This window comes from Hyphobacterium sp., from assembly GCF_965217055.1.
Lineage (GTDB): Bacteria > Pseudomonadota > Alphaproteobacteria > Caulobacterales > Maricaulaceae > Hyphobacterium.
Map to the genome: position 1 here is coordinate 1,005,508 of NZ_OZ244227.1, position 25,291 is coordinate 1,030,798.

The window sequence follows — 25,291 nt, forward strand, 5'->3', positions numbered from 1 at the left end:
GGGATCAGGGCGTTGATGTCCGGCCCTGCTGCCGGATGACGAGATCGGGAAGGGCCTCCAAACGGCGGGCGAGATCGCCATAGATCGCGTCCAGCGACTGGCGAACCTTGTCCGGCAAGGCCTGCCAGTCCGACGCCCGCGGCTGATACGCGATCGGCGGCCGGCGAATGCCAAGCCAACGCGCGAGCTCGGGTCCGGAGTCCGACAGGGATTCATAACGGGCGAACACGACCGGATAGGGCTGATCGCCATGGAACCAGGAGTCGAAATGCTCTTCCAGCCTCAACAGGTCACGGCCATTCTCGAGATAGGCCTGTAAATCCCAAGACGCATCGATCAGCGACGGATCGGTCTGCATGTTGAGCGCGTGCTTGCGAACGAATTCCGGGTCCTGGCGGCCAGCACGATCGCCCTTCGGCGTGAATCCGTGCCGGTTGCTCTTTCCGAAACGCCTGTTGAACAGGGACAGGACGATGTTCCGCGGGTCGCCGAACAGATAAATGAATTTCTGTGCGTTGAAGGCAGCCGGCGGCGGCAGGCGGCGATGCGAATGCATGCCTGACCAGACCCTCTCCGTAGCCCGCGGCTCAAGCCAGCGGGTGACCATCTTGGAGCCGACACCTCCCGGCGACACGACCTGGAACAGAGAGGGGGGCGGCGGATCCGACACGGCGGCTTGCAGGCGGGAGGGTTCGGCCGGCCAGCCGGCATTGCGGGCGGCGTGCTGATAGGGCGATGCGTAGCCCGCCGATTCCGGCGCCAGCCGCTCGGGGAAGACCTGCTCACCGCGGTGCAGCCGGCGCACATGGAAATTCGTGGTGAAGCGGCCTTCCAGCGTTGGCTCCTCCAGCTTGACGATATTCTCGACTGGCAGGAGGAATCGCGCGCGATCACCCGATTGGCCCGTCTGATCAGCTGTGAAGGTTTTCACCATGACGTCGTGGAAGTCCCAGAGACCGGCATCCGCGCTGCAGGTTTCAGCCACCTTTTCAAGGCATTGCCGGAGGATGAACTGGTGGTGCCAATGGCCCTGTCCGGCCGCGCGCCCTTCCTCGAAATCGGTGCCGGCGAGCACGCGCCGCGTGCCGGTCAGGTCACGGACATCGCCCCAGCGGGTCAGACGGACCGACTGGATGCCGGAAACTTGTTCGGGCGCCCCTTGCAGCGCGCCCGCCAGGTGCGACAGGATTGCGGCATCAGCGCACATGTAAGGATAACGGTCAGACGTCGTCCAGAAGACCCAGCGCGTATCCGGCACAGCATCGAGCAATGCCTTGAGCGTTGCGGCTATGGGTGCCGGCGATTTTACGCACTGGAACGCAATGCCTGCGTCGATCTCGCCTTGATAGACATCGCGCGTCGCTGCATCGTTGTAAGGCAGGAAGAATTCCAGGCCCGACATATCGGCATGGCGGGCATAGGAATTGAGCATGAAAATGGTTTCGTGCGCGCAGGCATCATAGGTCAGGCAAATGGCAGGCAAGCGCCCGCTCGATCGCGTTGCCGCGGGGCGCGGCTGTATGGCCGGTGCGGCCGTGGCGGTCTTTTTCGGTTGAGCAGATGCTGGAAGAGGCGGCGCGTCGGCAGCAGGCTTGTTGGCCGACAGGCGGATCGCGTGGGCCGTATCGCCGAGCGGCTCGATACGCGTGTTCCAGCCGCGCTCGAACGACAGGCGGTCGACCCATTGCTGGCGCCAGTTTGCGGCCTGCTGATAGGTTGTTGAAATCTGCTCACGCCAGGCTTCAAGCTTGTCGCGCGTGATATTTCTGGCAGTCCAGTCATCGATCATGACCACCGGGAAATCCCTGTAGGCTTCTGCCGTCGGTGACTTCCGGATGATCGGTATGGCGCCTTGCAGCAGTGCCTGCCAGGCCTTCGGCGACGGATCGAGCCCACCGCCTTCGACGCACAGGACAAAGGAATGGCGCGACAGGAGGCGATTGAAGATCGGCGGCTCCACTGCCTCTTCGAGCACTGTGGTCCAGTCCGCCCAGGCGTTTCGTGCCAGTTCGGTGACCTTTCGGCGGGGCTCCCATTGCGGGCCCGTACGCACCCTGTGCGCGCAGAGCACCGACAGGGGACGCCGGTTCAATGGCTCGAATTCCACTACCTCGGCCATGGCGTGACCGCCCCCCGACGGCAACAGGCCTAGCGGCATGGGGTGCAGCTTGGAATGGGCCGCTTCGTCGAGATTCTCGGCCCACCAGGTTTTAAGGTGCGAATGTTCCAGGATGGTGTCGATCGCAGCCCTGACCGGTGCCGGATAGGTCTGCCAGCGCTGGTCCACCTGGCGCGGCAGGGTGAGGTCCTCGGAACCGGAGAACAGGACGAAATCCGACTTGATACGCGGCAGCACGGCTTCGGCGAAATGCAGGATTGCCGCTTCGGCATTGCGCATCGACAGGAAAAGCGTGCGCGGCGAAGGCGGGGCGCCGGGCCGCACCCGCAGGAAGGTCCTGGGCTCGGCGGAATCGCTCAGCACGACCCAGTCACAGCGCGCGGCAAGGCCGGTCAGCCGGTAACCCTTCGCGCCGCTGCCCTTGGGAAAAAGCCGCGTGGACCAGACTTCAAACGTATCAGCCAAGGGCGAGGCCCTTCAGTTGTTCGTATAGCTCGGCGATCTCGGCCGGCGGCGCGGACGCATCGTCTGTACCCTTCGGAATCCCGGCATCGAAAAATTCCGGCGCCGGAGGCGGCGTCAGGCCGAGAGCTGTTACCAGCTTCGCGAGGCGCTCCGTCATCGCGTCGGGCTGGGTCGAAAACTCGATCAGCGGGCAGGACCGGGTCGTGGCGAAGTGCAGAAGCCGCTCATTATAGGCCTGCCAGAGATAGAGGCCCTTGGTCAGCGAGAAGCCATTGCGGCGTTTCAGCGAATGGGCCACGGCGAGCGGATCGCGGAAGATCCCGCAAAGCGCCATGTCCGGCCGGGCGTCAAGCCAGCCCTCGAGCGTCAACAGCGTGCGCGGATCCTTGAATGCCCAGGGCTCGAAACCTTCGCGGGATTCCAGGAAGAGATCGCGCACCGCCGTGTGCATCCGGTTCCATTCGACCTTGGACGGCGGGTTGTCCCAGCTTCCGGCATTGGCCTGGAGCAGGGTTTCCTGCATGAAGAGGATCGATTCCGGCTCCTGCAATCCCTTGCGGTTGCCGGGAATGGACGTGCCCAGCACCTTGCCGAGATAGGCCCCGGATTCGGCCAGCGAGCCGGCCAGCGCGCTGGTGCCGCTGCGGTGCATGCCGAGCACGGCTATGGCGCGCGCCTTGGCCGGTTTTGCCGGTTCGGCCGCCGGGCTTGCCGGGCCGGATTGATCCGCCATGCGGGTCTCCTCAAAACAGGATCGGCGACGACTGACACGCCCCCGTTTGCCGTCGGTTTCGTCTTAGACCGCGCAGGCTGAAAGGAAAAGCGCCGACCGGGCCTTTAACTGTGCTGGCAGGCGAATGGTGGGCGGCTAGCCGATATCGAAATCGTAGAGGCTGGACATGGCCAGCACCAGCGAGACGACGACGAGACCGATAATGCCGGCGAGGAAAGCTACGGCGAGCGGCTCGGCCAGCGCTGTAACGCGCTTGGCGAGATTGCGGGCCTCGGTTTCGCCGGTCTCGGCGACGAAAAGCAGGATGCCGGCGAGATCGCCGGACAAGCGGCCGGTGCGCACCAGATTGATGGTCATCGTGTCCATGTCGGTGTGCGCGCGCAGCGCCTGTTCCAGCATCGCCCCGGCGCGGACGGCGCGGCGCACCTCGGCGAGGCCGGCCCGGCGGCGCGGTGACAGGACGCCACGTTCGGCCAGTGAAAGCGCATCGATCAGCCCTGCCCCGGCGGCCAGTGCCGTACCGGCGACGCGCGCCCAGCGGGCGGAATCCGCCGCCGACAGGAAACGCCCGATCACCGGCATCCGAAAAGCGATCGCGGTCAGCTGGCGGCGCGTGGCCGGAGCCGAAACCAGGCGCACGCCGAGCACGATCACCACGACCATGCCGATGAGCACGGGAACCGCATTGGCGCCGGCAAACTCGCCGATCGACAAGACGATGCGCGACAATGCCGGAATATCGCCGCGCGAATTGGCCAGCAAGGCGGAAAAACGCGGCACGACGGCAACGAAGATGAAAAACACCGCGACGAGCCCGGCGATCGCCAGGAAGGCCGGATAGGCCAGCGCGTTGCGGATTTCCCCGGCCGCGGCGAGATCGGCCTCCATCTGCTTGGAGACCTCGGTCAGGCGATCCGGCAGCGAACCGGTGGCTTCGCCGAGCTCCACAAGGCGCGGGGCATAGTCCGGCAGGTCCGGCATGCGCCGCATCATCGAGGCGGAAAGCCGCGAGCCACCGCGCAGATCGGCGCGCACGAGGCGCGCCTGTTCGGCGATTTCGCGGCACGGCTCGTCCTCGATCAGACTGTCGAAACAGGTCAGGAGTGGCGCCCCGGCGCGCGCCAGCGTCGACAATTGGCGCAAAAAACGCGAGCGGTCGGCAGGCCGCGCCTTGCGGCGCTCATAGCGATGCGCGTCGGCGTCGGGGATCAGCTCGAAAGGCGTGACCTTGCGCGCGCTCAGCTGGCTGACAGCGTCGTTCTCGTCGGCGGCGCTGATCCGGCCTTCGACCTCGCCGCCATCGGCCCGCAAGCCCTTATAGCGGTAGCTGATCGTCAAACGCCGGTCTCCTCGAGCGGCGCGCCGGCCTCGGTATTACTGGCGAGCACGCGCAGCACTTCGGAGACCGATGTCACGCCGGTGCGTGCCTTCAGCATCGCGTCCTCGAACATGGATAGATAACCGCCCTCGCGCGCCGCAGCCTCCAGCGTTTCGGCAGACGCGCCCTGGGCAACGGTTTCTCGCAGCGCCCCGTCAATGCAGGCAGCCTCGAACACCGCAACGCGGCCGGTATAGCCGGTCTCGCGGCATTTCGGGCAGCCGGTCGGGATTTGCCAGTTTGCGGCCCCGGACAGGAGATCGGCGGGCAGGCCCTGTTTCCTGTGTCCTGCCTTGCTCATCAAGGCTTCAGCGGCGCGGACATCGGCCGGACCCGCGGGGCGGGCGCAAGCCGTGCACAGGCGCCGCAACAGGCGCTGCGCGACGAGACCGCGCAAGGAGGCTGAAATCAGGAAGGGTTCGACGCCGAGATCGGTCAGGCGTTCGACGGCGGCGAGCGCGGAATTGGTGTGCAGGGTGGAAAAGACGAGGTGGCCGGTGAGTGCCGCCTGGACGGCGATGCGTGCGGTTTCGCCGTCGCGGATCTCGCCGATCATGATGATGTCCGGGTCCTGGCGCAGAATAGCGCGGAGGCCGCGGGCGAAGGAATAACCGATATCGGCGCGCGCCTGCACCTGGGTGACGCCGGCCATGTCGTATTCGACCGGATCCTCGATGGTGATGATCTTGTGCTCGCCGTCATTCACCTGTTCGAGGGCGCGATAGAGGGTGGTTGATTTACCCGAACCGGTGGGACCGGTGACCAGGACGACGCCATTGGGTTCGCGGATCATGCGGTCGAAGGCCTGACGCGCCGGGCCTTCGAGACCGAGGCCTTCCAGCGTCGGCAATTCCTGGCGCTTGCGCAAGAGACGCAGAACGAGCGATTCGCCCCAGGCGCCGGGCAGGCTGGAGACGCGGAGGTCAACATCCTCGCCGGCAAAGCGGATGGACTGGCGGCCATCCTGCGGCAGGCGGCGCTCGGCAATGTCCATGCCGGAAATCAGCTTGATGCGGGATGCCACGGCGTCATAGCGGGTGCGGGGCTGGGTCTGGACACGGCTTAGCACGCCATCGATGCGCAGGCGGACGACATATTCGTGCTCATAGGGTTCGACATGGATGTCGCTGGCGCCGGCGCGCATCGCATCTTCGAACAGCGCATTGACGAAATCGATGACCGGGGCTTCCTCGGCCATTTCGCGCAAACGCTCGGCATCGGTCAGCGCTTCGCCCTTGTTGCGGGTCGAGGCATCGTGGAGGCGGGCAAGCGCGGCATCGAGGGCGCGATTGGAGACCAGCACGCGCCGGATCGGACCATCGAAAAGGGTCTCGATGCGCTCGGCCAGTGCCGGGTCGAGCGGATTGCGGGCGGCAACGACCAGCGTGGCGTCAGGCGGCGGCAGGTTGGCCGCTTCCACATCGTGACCATTGCCACCGGACTTGGCCGCATCGACGGCTTCCGATTCAAACCAGATCACGGCCTCCTTGGCCGCCAACCAGCGCAGCGGCAGGCCGAGCGCGGCCGGGGCGCGCGACAGGGCGAGTTCATCGGACGGGATTGCGGCGGCATCGAGCACGTCGAGCTCGAGCTGGGTGGACAGCGCTGCGAGCAGGCGTTCCTCGGCGACGGCGCCAAGCCGCAACAGGGCCTGGCCGATCATCGTGCCGGTCTCGCGCTGATAGGCGAGCGCTTCGGCAATGTCGTCCGTCGAGACGGAACCGTCCTCAAGCAGGATGTCGCCAATGCAACGCTCGTCCATGATGATCGTTCCCCGCCCGTAACAGGGCCAACAAAGCCCCTCTAAAATCTCGTGTCTTTTCTTACGCGATCGGCCACCGCGCCGCAAAAGCAGCGTGCAGGAATTGGGCCGGAAAAGGCAAGGCGCAAAAGAAAAGGGGCGGCCCGAAGGCCGCCCCGATCCCTAGACGGTAAACCGTCCGGTCAAGGACAGACTAGTTGTCCGTCATGCCACCGGTTGCCACGAAGGACCCCGGCGTACGGTTGACCAGCTGACGGTTCATATCAGCACCACCCGCTGAAGCAACATCAGCGTCCAGCGTCTGGAGCATAACACCTGTGATGTCGGCGTTACCCGTTGCACCAGCAGCTGCGCCCAGGGCCCGCGAGTTAAAGGTGATCGTGGAACCCTTGACCTGGAAGCCCGTGTCAGCCGTACCGGCATTGAGCAGCACCGTACCGGCTGGAACGCCGTTACCAGCCGCTACAGCAACCTGCACCTGCGTGATATCAGCAGCTGCCGCATCGGAGGCCAGCTGGATGCGGAAATTGCTTTCCGTACCACCGGAACCGAAACGGACCCACTCACGCGGGCCGCCCGTGGCAACAGCCGTTTCAGACAGACCATCATCCCACTCGATCGGAGCCAGCGAACCGGACACGCTGCCCGGTGCCGCGTAGTCTGCGTTCGCCGTTACGGTCAGCATAGCCGTCGGTGTCTGCTGAGCGATCGGATCGGTGTTGTCCGACGTGAACGTCACTTCGCCGTCAGCAAGAAGCGTATCCAGCTGCGTCGCGGACAGGGCGCATGACCAGGTGTTGACACCAGCACCGGCATCTTCGGTACAAGCAACCGCACCGCCCACATCGACTGCGACGGTGGCAACGCCATCATCGCCGCCCGGGAAATCGATTTCCAGCTCGGCACTGGCGACTGCGTCGCCGACCACGATGCCAGCAACACCGCCGATTGTGACACCGTCACCATCAGTGAAGATACCAGTACCATCGAAATCAAAGTCGACGTTACCCAGCGTGTGCGGACCAACCGGACCAATACCATCGGTATCCAGCGTCACGGTAGCAGCGGCCGTCACATCCTGGCTTCCCGTCGGGAAGACCGACGTGTCGTCGATCAGCGTGAAGGTGTCCGACTCAGCGACGAACGTGCCGCAGTCGCTGCTGCAGGTCACGGTGACCGTTGCGCCCGAATCCTGGCTGTGATTCGCTGCGGAACGGGTCAGGTCGATGTCGAACGTCGTGTCGTTGGCGCAAGCGCGGAAGTCAGCGCCATCATTACGGAAGGTCACCGACGTGCTGCCGATACCGCCACCGGCCTGAACGGTGAAGCTGCAGTTGGCGGAACCTTCGGTGAAGTCGGCATCGTCGACGATTTCGCCCAGCACCAATCCACCGGTCGTCGAGATGGTGATGTCAACAACCGCGGCGGCGCCGAGGTTGTCATAGTCAGCATTGTCGGCGTCGTGCGTGAAAATCGCGTTATCGCCAATTCCGCCATCATATTCCGCTGCGAAATCACGGTCGGTGCGCAGGTCACCGGTTGCCGCAGTGAAGTTATCTTGGGCGTACGCACCGCCGGCGACCAGCGCGGTCAGTGCGACACCTGCAAGAAGTTTCTTGATAGTCATAGGGATATCCCCCCTCTAAGTTACATTATTGCCATGGCCATGACACGCCATGACGTTTCCAACATGACCGCCGAGACATAGCTGAAGAAATTGATTTCCCCCGCTACACCAATGACGCCCCTATAGTCCCGCAGAACGCGCGGAACATGTCAGAGACTTCATGACGTGACCGCATGATAGACGGGTTAACGCCGGGGGTGTCAAGGTGAATCCGGTGGAGGAAGGAACGGGATTTCATTATTTTACGCTGCCTTAGCGCTGCAAATCGTCGCATCCGCACACGTTTAAATAAAATAGCGGCGAGAAAACAAGGGCTTGATATAAAGCCTGCCGGCCCTCCGACTTTTCCGTTCGAAGATTGCGGCGTTGTCCTCAAGTCACACCCCGCCTTGCGGGACACGCCTGACAGGCGAAGTTAAGGAAAAATTTCAACTGTTGCGATGCGGACGCGGGCCGCCTTCACTGGTCAGACCCGGTGGCTGAGCCTGCCACGGCGAAAAGTGGACGATAGCCGGATGGGTTTGGCACGTCATTCAAACACAGCCACGCTGAAATCGCACCCTATCGGTATTTCCTGACGGGCCCGGGAGAGGCCTAGACCTGCTCCAGCTCGCAATGCGGTGCTGCTGCGCGGCGGCGCCAGAGTCGCTGGTCCGGCGAAGTGAGCGTCAGCACAGTCTCGCCGTCACAAAGCCCGCCGGCCGAGATGTGAAGCGGTGTATCGGCGGACACGCGCCAGCCATCGGGCACATCATCGAAATGAGCGTCGATTTCTTCGGGCGCGATTTCAACGGGCGCGGCAGCGAGTACCGCAGCATAGCGCAGATCGATCATGCCGGTCTGCAGGGCTGACAGGGCCAGGCGGGTTTCGCGGCGCTCGATCTGATTGAGCAGCGAAGGGGCAGCAATGGCCCCGACCAGCGCGATCAGGGTCACGGTCAGCAATACTTCCAGCAGGGAATAACCGGCCCGCATGAGGGGTCAGCCCCGATCCGGCATTACTGGCTGCCTGCAGCGCCACCCGGCAGCTGGTCTGGATCGGCGCCGCGCGAATAGAGATCGGCGGCCAGCCCGTCACCACCCGGCTCACCGTCATTGCCGTAGGAATAGACGATGCCGCGGCGCGACAGGGATTCGGCGGGTTCGTAGCGGAAAGGCTCGCCCCAGGGATCAGTCGGCAGGCCGCCATCGAGATAGGGGCCGTTCCAGCGGTCGACGAGATCGGGCGGCGGCGCGGCCAGTGCGGCAATGCCCTCGTCCTCGGACGGATAGCGGCCAACGTCGAGACGATAGGAATCGAGCGCCGTCTCGATCATGCGAATCTGGGTGCGCGCAGCCGTGATCTGGGACGAATCGAGTTGTCCAAGCAGGCGCGGCGCGACAAGGGCGACAAGCAGGGCGATGATCGCAACGGCAATCAGCACTTCGATCAGTGAATAGCCGGCGCGCCGCCTGTGGTGCATTCCATGACGGCCATCCGGGGCGTTCTGTCCGGCCTTCCCGGCCTTTGCGCTTGTTTCAGCCATGACATCCACTCTCCACACGCTTGCCGCAATCCTGCCGATGAACCGGCGATGGTCCACACACAGACACCGGAAGCTTGAATAAGCAAGGTGTGACAATATCATGGCGGCCAAGGAGTTTGCCAGACCCGATGCGCAGCGGTTTTACCCTTCTCGAGACGCTTATCGCGCTGGTGATCGCAGCGCTGATCACGCTTGTCCTGATGGACACGCTGTCGGCGGCCACCGGTCACGCCACGCGGATCGAACAGGCAACGCGTGCGCATACAGAGCGAACGTTGGCGCTGATTCCCGTCATGCGCGCGCTGAACGGGATCACGCCCGATTATCATGATGCAGAACATGTGTTTGCTGGCGATGCCGCGGCGGCAAGCGGCCTGACCGTGACCGGCATCAACGGTGACAGCATGGGTCCGACGGGCTTTGAACTCGCGCTGGAAGACCGGGCCGGACAGGCAATTATGATTTATCGCGAGGCTGGCGAAACCCTGTTCGAGATCGAGGTCCCGGACGGCGCCCGGCTCTCCTATCGCGATGCGAAGGGCGTAACGCATGAGGTCTGGCCACCGGAAGACGGGGTCGATCCCGACCCGGTCTATTTCCGGCCCGTACCGTCGGCGATCCTGATCCAGGCGGGTGACACCGCAGTGCTCGCCGCCGCCCCGGCGCGGACAATCGGCCTGACGTTGCGCGTCCGCGATTTCGACCTGGTCCTGTGAGCGCCCGCCTTCTCCATCCGAAAGACCGGCCCGGCTATGTCTACATCATGGCGCTGGCTGCGATCGCCATTCTGGCGCTGGTCCTCGCCGGCGCCTATGCGGTCCAGCGGGCCAGCTCGGACGGGGCAGCTGAATTGCTGTCCCAGACGGAGCTCGAGCGGGATTTGCGGGCGGCGCAGGCGAGCGCGCTCTACCTGCTGCTTACCGCTCCGCGGGGCGAGGACACCGTCAATGCGGGCGGCGTGCCCAATCCCGACATTCTCGAAGGCGGACTGCTGGAAGAGGGCGATCCGATCAGTGCGCGCGGTGAACCCCGCCGTGTCGAGATCAATGGCCGCACGATGATTGTCCGGCTGGTCTCGACGCAAGGCCTGATCGGGCTGGACCCTGACGATCCCAGAAAAGCCCGATTGTTTCTGGACCAGATCGGGCTCGGCGATGCCGAAGCGTCGCGGCTTGCAGCGCGGCTCGCCGATTATGCCGACGGTGACGATTTGCGGCGGCTGGGCGGGGCCGAACGCGGGGATTATCCGGAGGGCCGCGCCCCGGCCAATGCGCCCTTGCGGACGCCGCGCGAAATCTGTCTCGTGCCGGGCTGGGAGGAATTGGCGCTCTGCGCCGAGGACCCGCGGCTCATGGACCTCTATTTTACGGTGACACCCGGCGCGTCGAGCCATCCGCGATTCATGCCGGACTATATCCGGGATTTGTTGTTCGAGGACGCGCCGGGCCTCGTGCTTCAGCGCCGCAGCGGGTTGCGTACGTCAGCGCAGAATTTCGCCGATCTGGGGCTCGACGGCTGGGACGACTTGCACGCCGGCGATTTCGGTTATGGCCCTATCGGAACAGAGTTTTTGATCTTGACCCACGAAGCCGAGGCGGGCTTAGTCTTGGCCGCCCGGGTCAGGCTGACAGCAGGGGATGTCGCATCGCCCTATCAGACCGTTTTCGATTTCGTGATAGGAGGAGAGCGCGTTGAGCAGGAATTCGGCCTCACAGATGCAGACGATCTCGAGGCTTTTCCCCTCCCCGAGCCGCCGTAGAATCAGCCCGGCGGGTCTCGAGCCGCGGCCTCGCGGCGCGCTCCTTCGCGCTTTGCTGTTCGGCGAAATGATCGTCATTGCGCGATCGCTCCTGCATTTCGAACGCATCGAGCGGCCGCCCGGCCCGATAGATGCGCGGATGCGAGCCGCGATGAAATTGATGGCGCGGACGCGCGCACCTTTCGAAAACCCCGGCGTACACATCATCTGGCAGGCGCGTCATGCAGCGGTCTGGTCATGGGACAGGGACCGGCTCACCCAACTGGGCGCCGACGATCACGCCTGGTTCATGCCCGAGCCCGCTCTCGGACATGATAAGTTCATGCCGGGGACACAGGATATCGATACCGGTTTCGGCCTGATCGAGCGGCGGGACGGCTATGAAGGCCAGCTCTGGCAAGCCGGCGAGTTGAACATGAGCCGGTTCTGGAACCGCCAACCGGGACCGGAAGAACTGGCACGATTCCGCCGCGGCGCACATGCTGAAACCGATGTTATCGCTGACGATTCCGATCGCAACAACCTGGCTTTTCTAGAGCGTGCCCGGACTATCTTCGCCCGGTTCCGGCCGGTCCATGCCGCGGCATTGGCGCTGCTCCTGGTCGGCGCGCCGCTGCTTCACGCTGCCGGATCCCATGTCCGTCTCTTGATGGAGCAGTCGGCAGCGCGGCAAGAGCTTGCTGCTTTTGCAGAAAACAGTGCCGGCGATTTCGATGCGCTCGACCGCTATCGTGGCCGCACGGCGCAGCTCGTGGCCTACCGGGAGACGCTGGAGCAGATCAATCCACTGACACCGGCGGCAGATCTGGCGGAGGTGGCCGGTGAACTTGGCTCGAGGGTGACACGGCTTCGGATCGAGCCGGATAGTGTCAGCGCGCTGATCGAATCGCAAAGCGGGCTTGACCCTGCCACGCTCGCGCAGGAGCTGGAATTGCGGCCCAGCCTGGCCAATGTAAGCCTCAACCGGACACCCAACAGTGCCGCCTGGGAGGCGCAGGCAGATCCGGTCGCGAGTCGCGACGTGGAGGGCGAGGAATGACCAGCCAAACCCGATCGATTTCTACGCTCTGGCAGAACGCATTGGGCACCGTCAGTGAACGCGCACAATTTGGCTTGGTGGTATTGGCCAGTCTCGCCGGGCTTTACGCGCTCACCGCCCTGTCAGATGCAAATACACAGGCACGTTTGTCGCTCGACAATGCCGAGCGCCAACTGAATGCCCGTCAGGCCGCCCTCGAACAACGGGACTGGCTGGCGCTCGCCGACGAGGCAGAGCAGCTGACGCTTGCTGCCGAAGCCCGGTTCTGGCGAGCACCGACCGAAGGCATTGCCGCCGCCCGGATTCAGGGCGCGCTGGAGGAAGCAGCTCGGCTGGCCGGCCTTCGCAATGTTCGCGTTCAGGTGATTGCGGTGGGCACAATCGGCCGTGGCGAAGCGGCCGCCCAAACCCGCCTGTTCGAAGCCGAAGTGACAGCCCTCGACAGCGGTGGCGCCTTCGCGCCGTTTATTGAAGCCGCCGCCAGCGCGCGCGGCGAATTGCGCGCTGTCCGGCTGGATTGGGATTCACGAACGCGGCGATTTACCGTGGGATTCATTGCTCCAGCGCTGATGGAGCCGGCGTCATGATGCCGCTCGGTCTGGTCCGCGTTGCAACTGCCGGGCTGATTGCCGCTGCCGCCGGGCTGGCCGGCCTGGCCGTGGCGCCCAATACTGCGTCGTCACCTGTTCTGTCGCCGTCTTCCGCGGCCGGTGGCCCTGAACCGTTGGTGCCAAGCGATATCAGCGCGTTGAGCGCACGATTGCGCGCGACCGGCCTGTTTCCTGCCGCCATCCCTCTCGCAGACGCGATTGCAAGCAATCCTGAAGCGGCCGCCGCAGCCCTTGGAGACCAGGCCGAAGGCGCAAACGCCGCGATTCCCCGTCCGCCCATCATTGCCCTGGTTCGTGAGGATGGGGTCTGGCGAATTCATGCCGGAGGCGTTATCACCGAGCGGGAGCGCCTCATTGTAGGCGACGAGCTTTATGATGGCTGGCGCATTGATGAAATCGGTGCGTCGCAAGTCATTTTGAGGCGCGGGGACGAGGTCTACCCGATATACGTGTTTGACCCGCCAGGGGAAGGATGAGGCATGGATATGAAGATCCGCGCTGCCAGCGTGCTGGCGATTACGGCGGGATTGACCGGGTGCGCCAGTCTTGAAGACGGCGGCCTTTATCATGCCCGGCTGAATACGCTGGAGCGGCCTGTGGCGTCCGCGGGGGAAGTGGATTCGGGCTCGCCGGAGGCCACGGTGATAACTGCCCCGCGGCAAGAGAATCCGAGCGTCGAAACCTATCGTGTACCACGGCTGACCACGCCGGTACGCTATACCGAAAGCGATAATGCAGAGCGACCAAGGCTAGAGGGTTCAGACATCAATGTGACGATCCCGGCCCAGACCGTCGCCTCCTTCGTCAACACTGTACTCGGCGATGTGCTGGAATTGCCCTACGCCCTGGGACCTGGCGTTGCCGAGCGCAACGAAGTCGTCACGCTGCGCAGCGTCCGGGACATGGACCCGGAAACCTTTTTCCAGCTTTTTGAGGCGGCGATCAGCGAATACGGGTTGGCTGTAACTTATTCCGAGGGGCTAATTCAGGTCGTCGAACGCTCAGAATTGCTGGCCCAGAGGCCGCAATTCATCAGCTCCCGTGCGCGTGCCAGCACCCCAGCTTCGCTGCGCCCGGTTGCTCAATTTGTGCAATTGGAGGCGATTGATTCGGCAGAGATGGAGGCTATTCTCCGGATCACTTTCCCCGACGCCAACGAACTGGGCATCCAGACACGACGAGATATCGGCGCGCTGACAATCAGTGGCCTGTCAGATGATGTAGACGCAGCGCTCGCACTCATTCATCAGATGGATGATCTGCGGTTTGCTGGCGCCGAAGCGGTGACGCTTGCCCCGCGCAATTGGGAAGCTCAGGCGCTAGCCACTACGCTGCAGGATGTATTGAGCATTGAAGGCTATCTGGTCACCGTTGGCGCCAGGGTCGCCCTTCCCATCACGCTGCTGCCCATCGAACACACAAACCAGATCCTGATCTTCGCCGACAGCGCTGCCGCCTTGCGTCACGTCGTCGACACGGCGCGGCGGCTTGACAACGCCGCACAGTCGACCGAAGCCCGCATCCCGCAAGTCTATCAGGTCAGATCACGCGATGCGCAGGGCCTGGCGGATATCGTCCGCGGGGTATTGGGCGAACAACGAGCCAGCAATGCAGAAGGCGCTCCCGCGCCGCCGCCCGGCCAATTGACGGTCGACGAGGTCGGCAACCGAATCATTTTCAACGGTACAGAGGCCGAATTCGCGCCGTTGGAAGCGCTTATGCGTCGGCTGGACACTGCGGCGCCGGAAGTGCTCATCGAAGTCACCATTGCCGAGGTCACGCTCGGGGATGAGGAACGCTTTGGCGTGGAATTCCTTCTGAACACGTTTGGTGGCGATCTCGAACTTCGCACGCGTGACGGTTTGGGACTGGAATCGGGTGGATTGAGCGCCGTGCTGAGATCTGGCGATGTGGATTGGACCGCCGCGGCCAGTTCCACGAACTCCCAGGTTCAGGTTCTGTCGACTCCACGGATATCGACTCGCTCCGGTACGCAAGCCACCGTGCAAGTGGGTACCGACGTGCCGATTATCACCAGCCAGCGGGCCGCCAACACACAGCAAACCGGATCGACCGATATTCTCCAAACCGTCCAATATCGCGAGACGGGTGTAATCCTGTCGGTGGAACCCCGGGTTTACAGCGACAACCGGATCGATCTGCTCATTGAGCAGGAAGTCAGCTCCGCGCTGCAGAACCCAAATCAGAATATCGCCAGCCCGATTATCTCCAGTCGCACACTGACGTCCGAATTGACGCTTCAGGATGGGCAGACAGCGGTCCTTGGCGGCCTGATGGAGAACCGGATCAACAATGGGTCAACCGGCGTGCCGGGACTTCAGAACATACCGCTGCTCGGTACGCTCTTCAGTACGCAATCGTATACGTCGGACAGAACCGTATTGTTGATCCTGGTCACGCCGTACATTCTCAGTACCCGCACGGATCGCCAATTCATGGTCGATTTCTATAGCGAGGAAATCGATCGCGCCTTTGCGACGCCGGTGCGCACCGCCGTGTCGCCGTTCCGCGGTCCGAACGAAACCCTTTCGGTCCGGCCCGAAACCGCGACACGGGATTGATTACGGCAGCGCGTGCAATGCTTGCAAACTTGCCGCCTTAACCCTGCTGCGAAATGATTTGGCATTGATCAGAGCATATGCACACCGGCCCGGGCCAATGACCCTGTTGGCGAGCCTCGCAGTCGCGGCAGGGCTCACTGCCCTATATATCACCGGGAATGGCCAAGGGTTTTCTGCGCTATTGTTTGCGGGAGCAGCGACAGCCGGAGCCGTTGCGGCCGCAATTGATCTTCGTCATCAACTTTTGCCGGATCTGGGATCGGCCGTGATTGCGCTGACCGGGCTCGGCGTAGCCGCATTAGAGGACCATGTCGTCGGATCGCTCTCTTCTGGCGCGGTCGCCGCGGGCATTCTCATGCTGGCCGGATTGATTGTGCGGCGGCCTGGGCGCGAGAAACCCCTGGGGGAGGGCGATGTCCTGCTGGCTGGCGCCTGCGGCCTGTGGGTTGCACCGGAACAGATTCCGGTCGCTCTGCTATTGGCCGTCGCTTTCACGATCGTGACCGGCTTTGTTGCAAACAAAGGGCAGGGCGAACGTCAAAGCCGACTCGCTTTCGGACCCGGGCTGGTGGCAGGATTCGGTCTTGCCGCGACCGCGATCATTCCCTGGGGAGGCGCACTTTGACTGGCAGGGACGGGTTCAGCGTAATTGAAGCATTGGCTGCAACCGCCCTGCTGGCGCTGGCCCTGATTCCGATTTACGACATGCTGTCGACGCTGCACGATGCCAGCGAAAGGCTAGAGCGAGCGACACAAACGCCCTTTGTCGAAGCCACCGCACTGACCCTGCTGGCCGGACCGGACGCACGTGATGCGCCACGCGAGGAGCGAGGCGAATTCTCGATCAATGGGTGGCGTGTCGAGTGGGAAAGACGGGCGCTCAGTTCGGTCCAACCGGCCGGCGGCGACTATGGCAATGACATGATCGACATTCAGCTGGAGGAGGTCGAGCTGACACTGATTCTCGACGATTATCGTCGCACATCCCGCCACCGCCGCATCGCATGGACGCCGCGCTATGATGATCTCGACGCATTTCTGGAAACGTTGCAATGACCCTTGCGGATTTCAATCGAAACGGCTGCCCGCAGCCGGCCTGCGTCAATGAGTGACGATCATGGAATCCCGCAGGGACCGCCTTTCGCCATCGGCGGGCTCGGTGGCAGCGGCACGCGTGCAACCGCCATGCTGGTGCGCAATTGCGGTTGCTGGCTGGGCGGAGAACTGAACGACGCGCTGGACAATCTCTGGTTCACACTGCTGTTCAAGCGGGCGTCGGTGCTGATCGACAGCGAAGCGCAACTGGGCTCGCTTTTCGACATGTTCGCAAAGCGGATGACCGGTGGCGATCCGTTCAAAGCGGCGGGTGCCTGCGACCTCACCGATCTGGCGCGGCGAGACCGCTTTACGTATACGGCAGATTGGTTGCAGGACCGGCTTGAGAGCTTTGTGTCGCCGAAAGAACCGCAACCATCAGGCCAGCGCTGGGGCTGGAAAGAACCAAACACGCATGTCGTGATCGAGCGGCTGTTCCGGCTGTCCGCCGATCTGAAATACGTCCATGTTGTCCGCGACCCGTTTTACATGGCGTTCAGCAAGAACCAGAATCAGGCGAAGATCTGGGGATCGACCTTTCTGGACCGGCAGTTGTCGGGCAGCGCGTCCGATGCGCTTGCCTACTGGGTGGCCGTTCACCGGCGTATCGAAGCACTTGGTGATCAGTATCCCGGCCGCGTCATGTTCTTCAGCCATGACCGCTTCATGACGGACCCGGGACCCGAAGCGGCCAGGCTTCTGGATTTCCTGCAAATCAATCCGCCGGCGGACACTAACCAGCTATTTCACGAAATTGTCTTCCGGCCGTCAGAGCGTCCCAAGACGCTGCTCGAAGCCGGGCAGGCCGACACCGGAGACCTCGCGTATTGTGATCGCTTCATCGATCGCTTTATCTGATGGCGCATGGCATTGATCTGCAGCTGACGTGTTTTGAATCAATGTCTTATCCGTTCACCTCTTGAGGAAGGTATACTGGCATTCCGGGGCCAAACCGGGTATTCAGCTGCCCCTCGCAATGACAGGATGTCGCCGAAACCATGAAAACCGCACTCATCACCGGCGTCACCGGCCAGGATGGCGCCTATCTGGCCGCGCTGTTGCTGAGCAAGGGCTACAGGGTGCATGGCGTCAAACGCCGCGCCTCCTCATTCAATACGCAGCGGATTGACCCGCTTTACGTCGACCCGCATGAGGGCGAGACCCGCTTTCACCTGCATTATGGCGACATGACGGATTCCACCAATCTGATCCGGCTGGTGCAGGAAACGCAGCCTGACGAGATCTACAATCTGGCGGCGCAATCGCACGTACAGGTCAGCTTCGAAACGCCCGAGTATACTGCCAATGCCGACGCCGTCGGCGCGCTGCGGCTGCTGGAAGCCATGCGCATTCTCGGTCTCGAAAAGAGCTGCCGGTTTTATCAGGCTTCGACGTCCGAGCTTTACGGGCTTGTCCAGGAAACGCCGCAAAGCGAGACCACTCCGTTTTATCCGCGGAGCCCGTATGCGGCCGCCAAGCTCTATGCCTACTGGATAACGGTCAACTACCGTGAAGCCTACGGTATGCACGCGTCGAACGGCATCCTCTTCAACCATGAAAGCCCGATGCGCGGCGAGACGTTCGTGACCCGCAAGATCACGCGGGCTGTCGCGGCAATCGAGCTCGGCCTCCAGAAAACGATCTGGCTCGGCAATCTCGACGCGCGGCGCGACTGGGGTCATGCCCGCGACTATGTCGAGGGCATGTGGCGCATCGTCCAGCACGATGAGAGCGATGACTGGGTCCTGGCCACTGGCGAATCCCACAGCGTGCGCGAATTCGTCGAACGCGCGTTCGCCGAGGTCGGCCGCACGATCGAGTGGCAAGGCAAGGGCGTGGACGAAGCCGGCGTGGATGCAAATAGCGGCGACGTTCTGGTGCGCATCGACAAGCGTTATTTCCGCCCAACCGAGGTGGATTTGCTGATCGGTGATCCGTCGAAAGCCAGATCCGAGCTGGGCTGGGAACACAAGACCAGCTTTGCCGCCCTTGTCAGCGAAATGGTGCAGGAAGACCTCAAGGAGGTCGCCAGCGAAGCAGACCGCAGGAACCGGCATGGCTGAAACCCTCTATCCGCTTGCAGGCAAGCGCGTCTGGGTTGCCGGCCATCGCGGCATGGTCGGGTCGGCTCTGGCCCGGCGACTGGAGAACGAGAATCCGGCGGACATCCTGAAAGTGACACGCCGGGAGGTCGATCTGGTCGACCAGGCGGCGACCACGCGCTGGATTGAAAAGCACCGGCCGGAGGCGGTGTTCATCCCGGCTGCAAAAGTCGGCGGAATTCTCGCCAATGACAGCTATCCGGCCGATTTTCTGTATCAGAACCTGATGATCGCGGCGAACATCATCCATGCCTGCCACCGCGCCGGGGTCGAAAAGCTGCTGTTCCTGGGATCATCCTGCATTTATCCCAAGCTCGCGGACCAGCCGATCACCGAGGACGCTCTGCTCACCGGCCCGCTGGAGCCGACAAATGAGTGGTATGCCATTGCGAAGATTGCCGGCGTCAAGCTGTGCCAGGCCTATCGCCGCCAGCATGGTGCGGATTTCATTTCCGCCATGCCGACCAATCTCTATGGCCCCGGCGACAATTACGATTTGCAGAGCTCCCACGTCATACCGGCGCTAATCCGCAAGGCCCATGAAGCCAAGCTTTCAGGGGCTGCGAGCATGGAAATCTGGGGAAGCGGCAAGCCGCGCCGCGAATTCCTGCACGTTGACGATTGCGCAGATGCGCTGGTTCACTTGATGAAGGATTACAGCGCGCCGGAGCATGTGAATGTCGGTTCCGGCGAAGACATTCCGATCGCGGACCTTGCACGGATGATCATGGAGGTTGTCGGCTTCTCCGGCGATCTCACCAAGGATTCGTCGAAACCGGACGGAACCCCGCGCAAGCTGATGAGCGCGGATCGCATCCATGCGCTGGGCTGGTCCCCCCGCATTGGGCTGCGTGAGGGACTAGAGCGCACCTACCGGTATTTTCTGGAACATCAGGCGGGATAGCTTCCGCCCTCAGTGTCTCCTAGGCGACGGCAGTGCGTACCGCGCTGATCACCGCTTGCTGGCGTTCGCCACCGAGATAGCCGTCCATCGGCAGTGACACGACCCGATGGGCTGCCGCTTCGGTGACGGGCAGCCCGCCCGGCGCAACCGGGAAGCCCGCATAGGGCGCCTGCAGATGAATCGGGATCGGGTAGTAGATGGCGGTCGGTACGCCGGCTTCGGCGAGCTTGGCCCGGAAGCCCTCGCGGTCGTCCACTTCGATCGTGTATTGCGCCCAGACGGAAACGCCCCCGTCGATGACCGTGGGCGTCTTCACCACATCCCCGAAGCCTTCAGCATACGCGTCGGCCGCAGCGTTCCGGCCGACGATTTCTTCCTCGAAAATCTCGAGCTTTGCGAGGAGGATACCGGCCTGCAGCGTGTCGAGGCGCGAGTTCAGCCCGATGCGTTCGTAGGCGTAACGCGCCTCGCCCTCGCCGTGATTGCGGAGCGATCGGATCAGGCCGGCCAGCTCTGCGTCGCGCATCACCACAGCACCACCATCCCCGTAACAGCCAAGCGGCTTGGCGGGATAGAAACTGATCGTCGTGATGTCGGCCCAGGCGGCGGGATGCTTGCCATTGAGCGTACAGCCGAAGCCCTGTGCGCTATCTGCAATCAGCTTCAAGCCTTCGGCCTTACAGATTTCACTGATCGCCGGATAATCGGCCGGCTGACCGAAAAGGTCGACGGCGATCACGACGCGGGGTTTCAGATCGGTCTGCGTCTTCGTCCACTCGATCGCGGCGGCAAGGCTTTTCGGGCACATGCAGTAAGTGTCCGGGTCGATATCGACAAAAACCGGCGTCGCGCCCTGCAACGGAACGACTTCAGCGGTCGAGGCAAAGGTGAAGCTGGGAACGAATACGGCATCCCCCTTCTGCAGCTCCCAGGCCATCAGCGGCAAAGCCAGCGCATCGGTTCCGTTGGCACATGTGAGCGCGTGATCGGCCTGCCCAAATTCGGCAAGGCGCTGTTCCAGTTCGGTGACTTCCGGGCCGAGCACATAGCGGCCCTCGGCAACGATCTTGCTGATGATCGTGTCCAGCTTGTCCTGCAACCGCGCCCGCTGGGTCGCAAGGTCGATAAACGGCATCATGGCCTACTCCTGTCGATGCGGCATCCGCATCCATTCGCGTCCGGTGGGGCTTATGAAATTCCACGGCGCGGTGAAAATCACATATGAATACATTTCATATCCAAAAGGTGCGCACCAGATAGCCGAAGCCTGCCAGAAGCGCGAGCCCGGCATGTAGCGCAAATCACCTGCTGCGCTTGATTAGAGGGGTTCAACCGGGCAATAGAACGGCAATAGGTTTTATCCCCTGATTGCGAGCGGACCACGTTGATGACCTCTATCCGGAAAGCTGTTCTGCCTGTCGCGGGACTCGGTACCCGTGTGCTGCCAGCGACCAAGTCGGTTCCGAAGGAAATGCTGCCGGTCTTCGACCGCCCTGCGATCCAGTATGTGGTGAACGAGGCACTGGAAGCGGGGATCGAACATTTCGTCTTCGTAACCGGCCGCAACAAGGGCGCCATCGAAGATCATTTCGACCGCGCCTATGAGTTGGAAGCCTCGCTGCACCAAAAGAACAAGGCGAATATCCTAAAGGAACTGGAAGCCGAGCGCCCGCCGGCCGGATCCATGAGCTTCGTCCGGCAACAGGCGCCGCTGGGTCTGGGCCATGCGGTCTGGTGTGCGCGCGATGTGATCGGCGACGAGCCGTTCGCCATTCTGCTTCCGGATGTGATCGTCAAGGCCGCGCCAAGCTGCCTGGCGCAGATGACCGCCATCCACGAAGAGAAGGGCGGAAACATCATCGCGGTCGAGGCCGTGCCGTGGGACAAGGTCGATCAGTACGGCATCGTGGCGCCGGAAAGCCGCGAGAACCGGACGGTTCGGATGTCCGGCATGGTCGAGAAACCGAAGCGCGACGAAGCGCCGTCAAACCTGTCGATTACCGGGCGCTATATCCTGCAGCCGGAAATATTCAGCGTGCTTGAAAGCCAGGACAAGGGCGCCGGCGGAGAGATCCAGCTCACCGACGCAATGGCAACGCTGATGGAACGACAAGACTTCTTCGCCCTCGAATACGAAGGAACGAGCTATGATTGCGGGAGCAAGCAGGGCTATCTGCGCGCCTTCCTGCAATTTGCGCTAAGCCATGAGGAAGAAGGCAGCGCGTCGCTGGAGACGCTGCGCCGTGTCCTGGATGAAAACAACGCCTAGCGATCAATCTCTGGCGAATTGTGATCGGCGCGGTTCTGATTCTGGCCAGACAATACCGGGGCTAGAATGAATCTCGCGACACCTCATTCCTCATCACCCGGCCGCGACGGTGGGACGGGACGGCTTCGGACCGGCGCACGGGATGTCGCGCAGGGCTTTTTGCGTTTCGAACTCTGGAGCTCGCTGGCGCAGGACGATCTTCGCCAGCGCTATCGGCGCACCGTGTTCGGCCTGGCCTGGCTGACCTTTTCCTATCTGGTATTCATCACCGCCAAGATTTTCATATTCGGCGCGCTCAATCCGGCGCCCCTCGCCTGGTTCGCGGCCTATGTCACGGTCGGATTTCTGGTCTGGCAGCTCCTCAACTCCTTCGTCGTCGATGGCTGCACATCGCTGATAAACTCGGAAACCTGGGTCAAGGGCGTCCAGCTGCCCTATTCGACGTATTTCTTCGAAAGCATCTGGCGCGATCTGATCATCTTTGCCTACAGCGCCGTGGTGGCGGCGGTAATCCTGGTGCTGACTGGCCATGTTCCGGGCTGGGCTGCCCTGTCTGTGCCCCCTGCCCTGTTGCTGATCGTCGTCAACGGCCTGTTCCTGCACATGCTGCTGGGAGTGATCTGTCTGCGTTTTCGAGATATTGCCCAGATCGTCCAAACCGCCATGCGGGTCCTGTTCTTTCTCACACCCCTGGTGTGGACGCCCGACCAGGTCGGCGCCCTGGCAGACTTCCTCGTCTGGAATCCTTTCACCTATCTGATCGACATCGTGCGGACACCACTGCTCGACTACCGGATTCCCTATGCAAGCTGGGGCGTCTCGCTGGGAATGACAGCAGGTCTGGGCGCCGTATCCTTTGTTGTCTTTGCGATTTTCCGCAATCGCCTCGCCGTCTGGTATTAGCGCCATGAGTTCTGTCAAAATCGAAGACCTCGGCATGCGCTATCGCGTCTATGAAAACGTCGCGAGTGTCGAGAGCCCGGACGGTGCAGGGGACTTCTCGCCGCGAGGACAGTCCAACCGGTGGGTTCAGGCGTTGAGCAACATCAATCTGGAACTCGCCGAAGGCGAGCGGCTGGGCATTATCGGCCGGAATGGCTGTGGCAAGTCGACGCTCCTGAAAATCATCGCCGGTCTGCTTCCGCCCAGCGAGGGCCAGGTGCAGATCGACGGACAGGTTTCCTCGCTTATCGACATCGCCCACGGCATGCGAATCGAAGCGACGGGCGAACGCAACATTCTGTTGCGCGGCATGATTGCCGGCCTGACCATGCGCGAGGCCCGCGCGCGAATTGACGATATTGCCGCCTTTGCCGAGCTCGGCGATTACATAAAACTGCCGGTCCGGACCTATTCGTCAGGGATGGCGATGCGGCTCAATTTCGCGATCGCCACCGCTTTCGATCCGGACATTCTCATCGTCGATGAATGGATCGGTGCCGGCGACCGCGCCTTTCAGCAACGCGCACGGGCACGAATGCAAGAGCTCATCGAAGCGTCCGGCGCACTGATCCTCGCCAGCCATGACCTGGAGCTTGTCGGCCGCATGGCGGATCGCGTGCTCTGGCTGGACTCGGGCCACATGAAAGCCCTGGGGCCAGCAGCCGACGTCATTGAACGCTATCGCGAGGCGGTAGACGGGTGATAATCAAACGGAACAGGGCGTTTCCGCTACCGGATTTCGGATGGCGGGAATCGCCAGTTCGGCTCCGCGACAGGTCCTCATGATGAAGCGTGTTTATATACTCTCGCAGCTCTTTGATCCCGACGATCGATACGTCTCGTCGCTGCGCGAAAAGCTGCAAGCCGCCGGTCTTGCCCCGATTGTCCTGGCTGACCGGGCGATGCCAGGCGATCATGGCGGGGACGTCATCGTCCTTCGTGCAAGAGCCCTGGCCGCCCTGACAATCGGCAGTCAGCTGATCATTGCCGCCATCATCCTTGGCTATTTCTCGCGATTCTATCCGTCGGCAATGACCCTGTTTTTCTGGGCGCTCGTAGGGCTGTCGGCCTTTATCGCCAGCCGCTATGGCGAGGGACTGCGGAACGCGGTTTTGAGGCAGATCGTCTCCATTCTCGCAAAGCTCACCTTTGCGCAGAAAAGACCGGCAGCGATCTGGCAGATTGATGCGGCGGCGACCGCCCTCACCGATGCTGTCGCCGATCGGCAGGAAGCGATCCGCATCATCGACCTCATGTCGCCGGCCGAAAAAGGTGACACCACCGAAGGCTGGTCGGGCGATGAGCGCCATCGCCTGCGGGAGGCCGACATCGTGCTGTCGGACTCCAGCGAGGAAAGCGGCCCGGAAGACGGGGGCGACTTGCCATCAGAGCGCGTATTTTCCGATCCGGATGCGGCGATCTCCGCCTTGGCGGCAAAGCTGGCCTAGCGCACACTGGTGGGAGCGCTTAAAGCTCTGTAAAACTGGTCCAATCAGACCGGTGTCTTTCTATTTCCGGCGCCTGCGAATACTTGTCTACGCGAGTGAAACACGCCGGCTTGCCGATTGGAGCTCTTTTTTTGACCGACGCTCTTGATATTCTCGCGCTGGAGTTTGCGCGCATCTGCTCGAAAGCCGCGCTGCCGGTCATGGAAGTCTACCAGACCGAATTCACGCCGCAGCAGAAAGCCGACCGCTCGCCGGTCACCGAAGCGGACATGCGCGCAGAAGAGGTAATTCTCGAGGCGCTTCGATCCGTTTGCCCGGGCACGCCCGTCCTGGCCGAAGAGCAGTTTTCGGCCGGCGTCCGTCCGAAAATCGACGACGTGTTCCTGCTGGTCGATCCCGTCGACGGGACCAAGGAATTCATCGCCAAGAATGGCGAGTTCACGCTGAATATCGCACTGATCGAGAAAGGCATTCCCGTTGCCGGCTGTGTCTATGCACCTGCGATGCAGCGGATTTATCTCGGCGGCAACATAGCGCTGGCAGGCGCGGTGAGCCCGGGTGCGACGGTTGCCGCCGACCGGCTTTCCGGTATCGCAACGCGCAAGGCTCCGCCGGTGCAAGGCGCGGTGGCGGTGATGAGCCGGTCGCACGCCGATGAACGCACCCGCGCCTTCGCCGGCGCTTTCGGCGCCACCGAGGCCGTCAGCGCCGGATCGTCCCTGAAGTTTTGCCGAGTCGCGGAAGGCGCCGCCGACATCTATCCGAGGTTCGGCCCGACCATGGAATGGGATACGGGTGCCGGGCACGCCGTGCTGAACAGTGCTGGCGGCGCCGTCACGCGGCCCGATCATACACCCTTCCTCTACGGCAAGGAGGCGGACGGTTATCGCAACGGCGATTTCGTCGCCTGGGCGGTTCCGCCGGTCTGAC

24 protein-coding genes are annotated in these 25,291 nt (G+C 62.6%); 16 read left to right on the forward strand and 8 right to left on the reverse strand.

Features of this window, described 5'->3' with window-relative positions; translation table 11 throughout:
• Nucleotides 1-4: 4 nt before the first annotated feature.
• The 7 genes from ACOOFN_RS05080 to gspG form a co-directional block, all read right to left on the reverse strand.
• A complete protein-coding gene (locus ACOOFN_RS05080) occupies nucleotides 5-2,584 on the reverse strand; it encodes a hypothetical protein (protein ID WP_420434322.1) in 2,580 nt (859 codons plus the stop codon).
• A complete protein-coding gene (locus ACOOFN_RS05085; protein WP_420434324.1) occupies nucleotides 2,577-3,317 on the reverse strand; it encodes a sulfotransferase family protein in 741 nt (246 codons plus the stop codon). Before ACOOFN_RS05085 ends, ACOOFN_RS05080 begins: the two co-directional genes overlap by 8 nt.
• Before the next feature lie 135 nt (nucleotides 3,318-3,452).
• Nucleotides 3,453-4,655 carry a type II secretion system F family protein gene (locus ACOOFN_RS05090; RefSeq protein ID WP_420434326.1) on the reverse strand — a complete coding sequence of 401 codons (1,203 nt, stop codon included), beginning with the start codon at nucleotides 4,653-4,655 and terminating at the stop codon, nucleotides 3,453-3,455.
• Nucleotides 4,652-6,457, reverse strand: a complete 1,806-nt coding sequence (locus ACOOFN_RS05095) for a GspE/PulE family protein (protein ID WP_420434328.1) — start codon at nucleotides 6,455-6,457, stop codon at nucleotides 4,652-4,654. Before ACOOFN_RS05095 ends, ACOOFN_RS05090 begins: the two co-directional genes overlap by 4 nt.
• Nucleotides 6,458-6,650: 193 nt before the next feature.
• Complete coding sequence (locus tag ACOOFN_RS05100) at nucleotides 6,651-8,084, reverse strand: hypothetical protein (protein WP_420434330.1); 1,434 nt, start codon at nucleotides 8,082-8,084, stop codon at nucleotides 6,651-6,653.
• Nucleotides 8,085-8,678: 594 nt separating this feature from the next.
• Nucleotides 8,679-9,059: a prepilin-type N-terminal cleavage/methylation domain-containing protein gene (locus tag ACOOFN_RS05105; RefSeq protein ID WP_420434332.1), complete on the reverse strand. Its 381-nt coding sequence runs from the start codon at nucleotides 9,057-9,059 to the stop codon at nucleotides 8,679-8,681.
• 23 nt (nucleotides 9,060-9,082) lie between these two features.
• Nucleotides 9,083-9,610 carry a type II secretion system major pseudopilin GspG gene (gspG, locus tag ACOOFN_RS05110; protein ID WP_420434334.1) on the reverse strand — a complete coding sequence of 176 codons (528 nt, stop codon included), beginning with the start codon at nucleotides 9,608-9,610 and terminating at the stop codon, nucleotides 9,083-9,085.
• 128 nt (nucleotides 9,611-9,738) lie between these two features.
• On the opposite strand from gspG, the gene ACOOFN_RS05115 reads away from it, so the two are divergent.
• The 11 genes from ACOOFN_RS05115 to fcl all read left to right on the forward strand — a co-directional run bounded on the left by ACOOFN_RS05115 (nucleotide 9,739) and on the right by fcl (nucleotide 19,702).
• A complete protein-coding gene (locus tag ACOOFN_RS05115) occupies nucleotides 9,739-10,326 on the forward strand; it encodes a PulJ/GspJ family protein (RefSeq protein ID WP_420434336.1) in 588 nt (195 codons plus the stop codon).
• Nucleotides 10,323-11,369: a hypothetical protein gene (locus ACOOFN_RS05120; RefSeq protein ID WP_420434338.1), complete on the forward strand. Its 1,047-nt coding sequence runs from the start codon at nucleotides 10,323-10,325 to the stop codon at nucleotides 11,367-11,369. The genes ACOOFN_RS05115 and ACOOFN_RS05120 overlap by 4 nt, the downstream gene beginning before the upstream one ends.
• Nucleotides 11,370-11,436: 67 nt before the next feature.
• Nucleotides 11,437-12,408, forward strand: a complete 972-nt coding sequence (locus ACOOFN_RS05125) for a hypothetical protein (protein ID WP_420434340.1) — start codon at nucleotides 11,437-11,439, stop codon at nucleotides 12,406-12,408.
• The gene (locus tag ACOOFN_RS05130) at nucleotides 12,405-12,995 is read left to right on the forward strand and encodes a hypothetical protein (RefSeq protein ID WP_420434342.1); all 591 of its coding nucleotides are present in this window, start codon (nucleotides 12,405-12,407) and stop codon (nucleotides 12,993-12,995) included. The genes ACOOFN_RS05125 and ACOOFN_RS05130 overlap by 4 nt, the downstream gene beginning before the upstream one ends.
• Complete coding sequence (locus ACOOFN_RS05135; RefSeq protein ID WP_420434344.1) at nucleotides 12,992-13,495, forward strand: SctD/MshK family protein; 504 nt, start codon at nucleotides 12,992-12,994, stop codon at nucleotides 13,493-13,495. The genes ACOOFN_RS05130 and ACOOFN_RS05135 overlap by 4 nt, the downstream gene beginning before the upstream one ends.
• A 3-nt stretch (nucleotides 13,496-13,498) precedes the next feature.
• On the forward strand, nucleotides 13,499-15,601 hold the full coding sequence (locus ACOOFN_RS05140) for a type II secretion system protein GspD (RefSeq protein ID WP_420434346.1): 2,103 nt from the start codon (nucleotides 13,499-13,501) through the stop codon (nucleotides 15,599-15,601).
• Between the two features lie 97 nt (nucleotides 15,602-15,698).
• Complete coding sequence (locus ACOOFN_RS05145; protein WP_420434348.1) at nucleotides 15,699-16,226, forward strand: prepilin peptidase; 528 nt, start codon at nucleotides 15,699-15,701, stop codon at nucleotides 16,224-16,226.
• A gap of 32 nt (nucleotides 16,227-16,258) precedes the next feature.
• On the forward strand, nucleotides 16,259-16,657 hold the full coding sequence (locus ACOOFN_RS05150) for a hypothetical protein (RefSeq protein ID WP_420434350.1): 399 nt from the start codon (nucleotides 16,259-16,261) through the stop codon (nucleotides 16,655-16,657).
• A gap of 48 nt (nucleotides 16,658-16,705) precedes the next feature.
• Complete coding sequence (locus ACOOFN_RS05155) at nucleotides 16,706-17,554, forward strand: sulfotransferase (protein WP_420434352.1); 849 nt, start codon at nucleotides 16,706-16,708, stop codon at nucleotides 17,552-17,554.
• Between the two features lie 140 nt (nucleotides 17,555-17,694).
• Entirely contained in the window at nucleotides 17,695-18,759 is a 1,065-nt protein-coding gene (gene gmd, locus ACOOFN_RS05160) for a GDP-mannose 4,6-dehydratase (protein WP_420434354.1), read from the forward strand.
• Nucleotides 18,752-19,702, forward strand: coding sequence for a GDP-L-fucose synthase (gene fcl, locus ACOOFN_RS05165; protein WP_420434356.1), 951 nt, complete (start codon nucleotides 18,752-18,754; stop codon nucleotides 19,700-19,702). The genes gmd and fcl overlap by 8 nt, the downstream gene beginning before the upstream one ends.
• Nucleotides 19,703-19,721: 19 nt before the next feature.
• On the opposite strand, the gene ACOOFN_RS05170 is transcribed toward fcl, so the two are convergent.
• Nucleotides 19,722-20,840, reverse strand: coding sequence for a DegT/DnrJ/EryC1/StrS family aminotransferase (locus tag ACOOFN_RS05170; RefSeq protein WP_420434358.1), 1,119 nt, complete (start codon nucleotides 20,838-20,840; stop codon nucleotides 19,722-19,724).
• Between the two features lie 249 nt (nucleotides 20,841-21,089).
• On the opposite strand from ACOOFN_RS05170, the gene galU reads away from it, so the two are divergent.
• The 5 genes from galU (at nucleotide 21,090) to cysQ (ending at nucleotide 25,290) form a co-directional block, all read left to right on the forward strand.
• Nucleotides 21,090-21,971 (forward strand): UTP--glucose-1-phosphate uridylyltransferase GalU, encoded by an 882-nt coding sequence (gene galU / locus ACOOFN_RS05175; protein WP_420434360.1) that lies wholly within the window; start codon nucleotides 21,090-21,092, stop codon nucleotides 21,969-21,971.
• Between the two features lie 66 nt (nucleotides 21,972-22,037).
• The gene (locus ACOOFN_RS05180) at nucleotides 22,038-22,874 is read left to right on the forward strand and encodes an ABC transporter permease (protein WP_420434362.1); all 837 of its coding nucleotides are present in this window, start codon (nucleotides 22,038-22,040) and stop codon (nucleotides 22,872-22,874) included.
• A 4-nt stretch (nucleotides 22,875-22,878) separates the two neighbouring features.
• A complete protein-coding gene (locus ACOOFN_RS05185) occupies nucleotides 22,879-23,616 on the forward strand; it encodes an ABC transporter ATP-binding protein (RefSeq protein WP_420434364.1) in 738 nt (245 codons plus the stop codon).
• 79 nt (nucleotides 23,617-23,695) lie between these two features.
• Complete coding sequence (locus ACOOFN_RS05190) at nucleotides 23,696-24,361, forward strand: hypothetical protein (protein WP_420434366.1); 666 nt, start codon at nucleotides 23,696-23,698, stop codon at nucleotides 24,359-24,361.
• Between the two features lie 131 nt (nucleotides 24,362-24,492).
• The gene (gene cysQ, locus ACOOFN_RS05195; RefSeq protein WP_420434368.1) at nucleotides 24,493-25,290 is read left to right on the forward strand and encodes a 3'(2'),5'-bisphosphate nucleotidase CysQ; all 798 of its coding nucleotides are present in this window, start codon (nucleotides 24,493-24,495) and stop codon (nucleotides 25,288-25,290) included.
• Nucleotide 25,291: the final 1 nt, after the last annotated feature.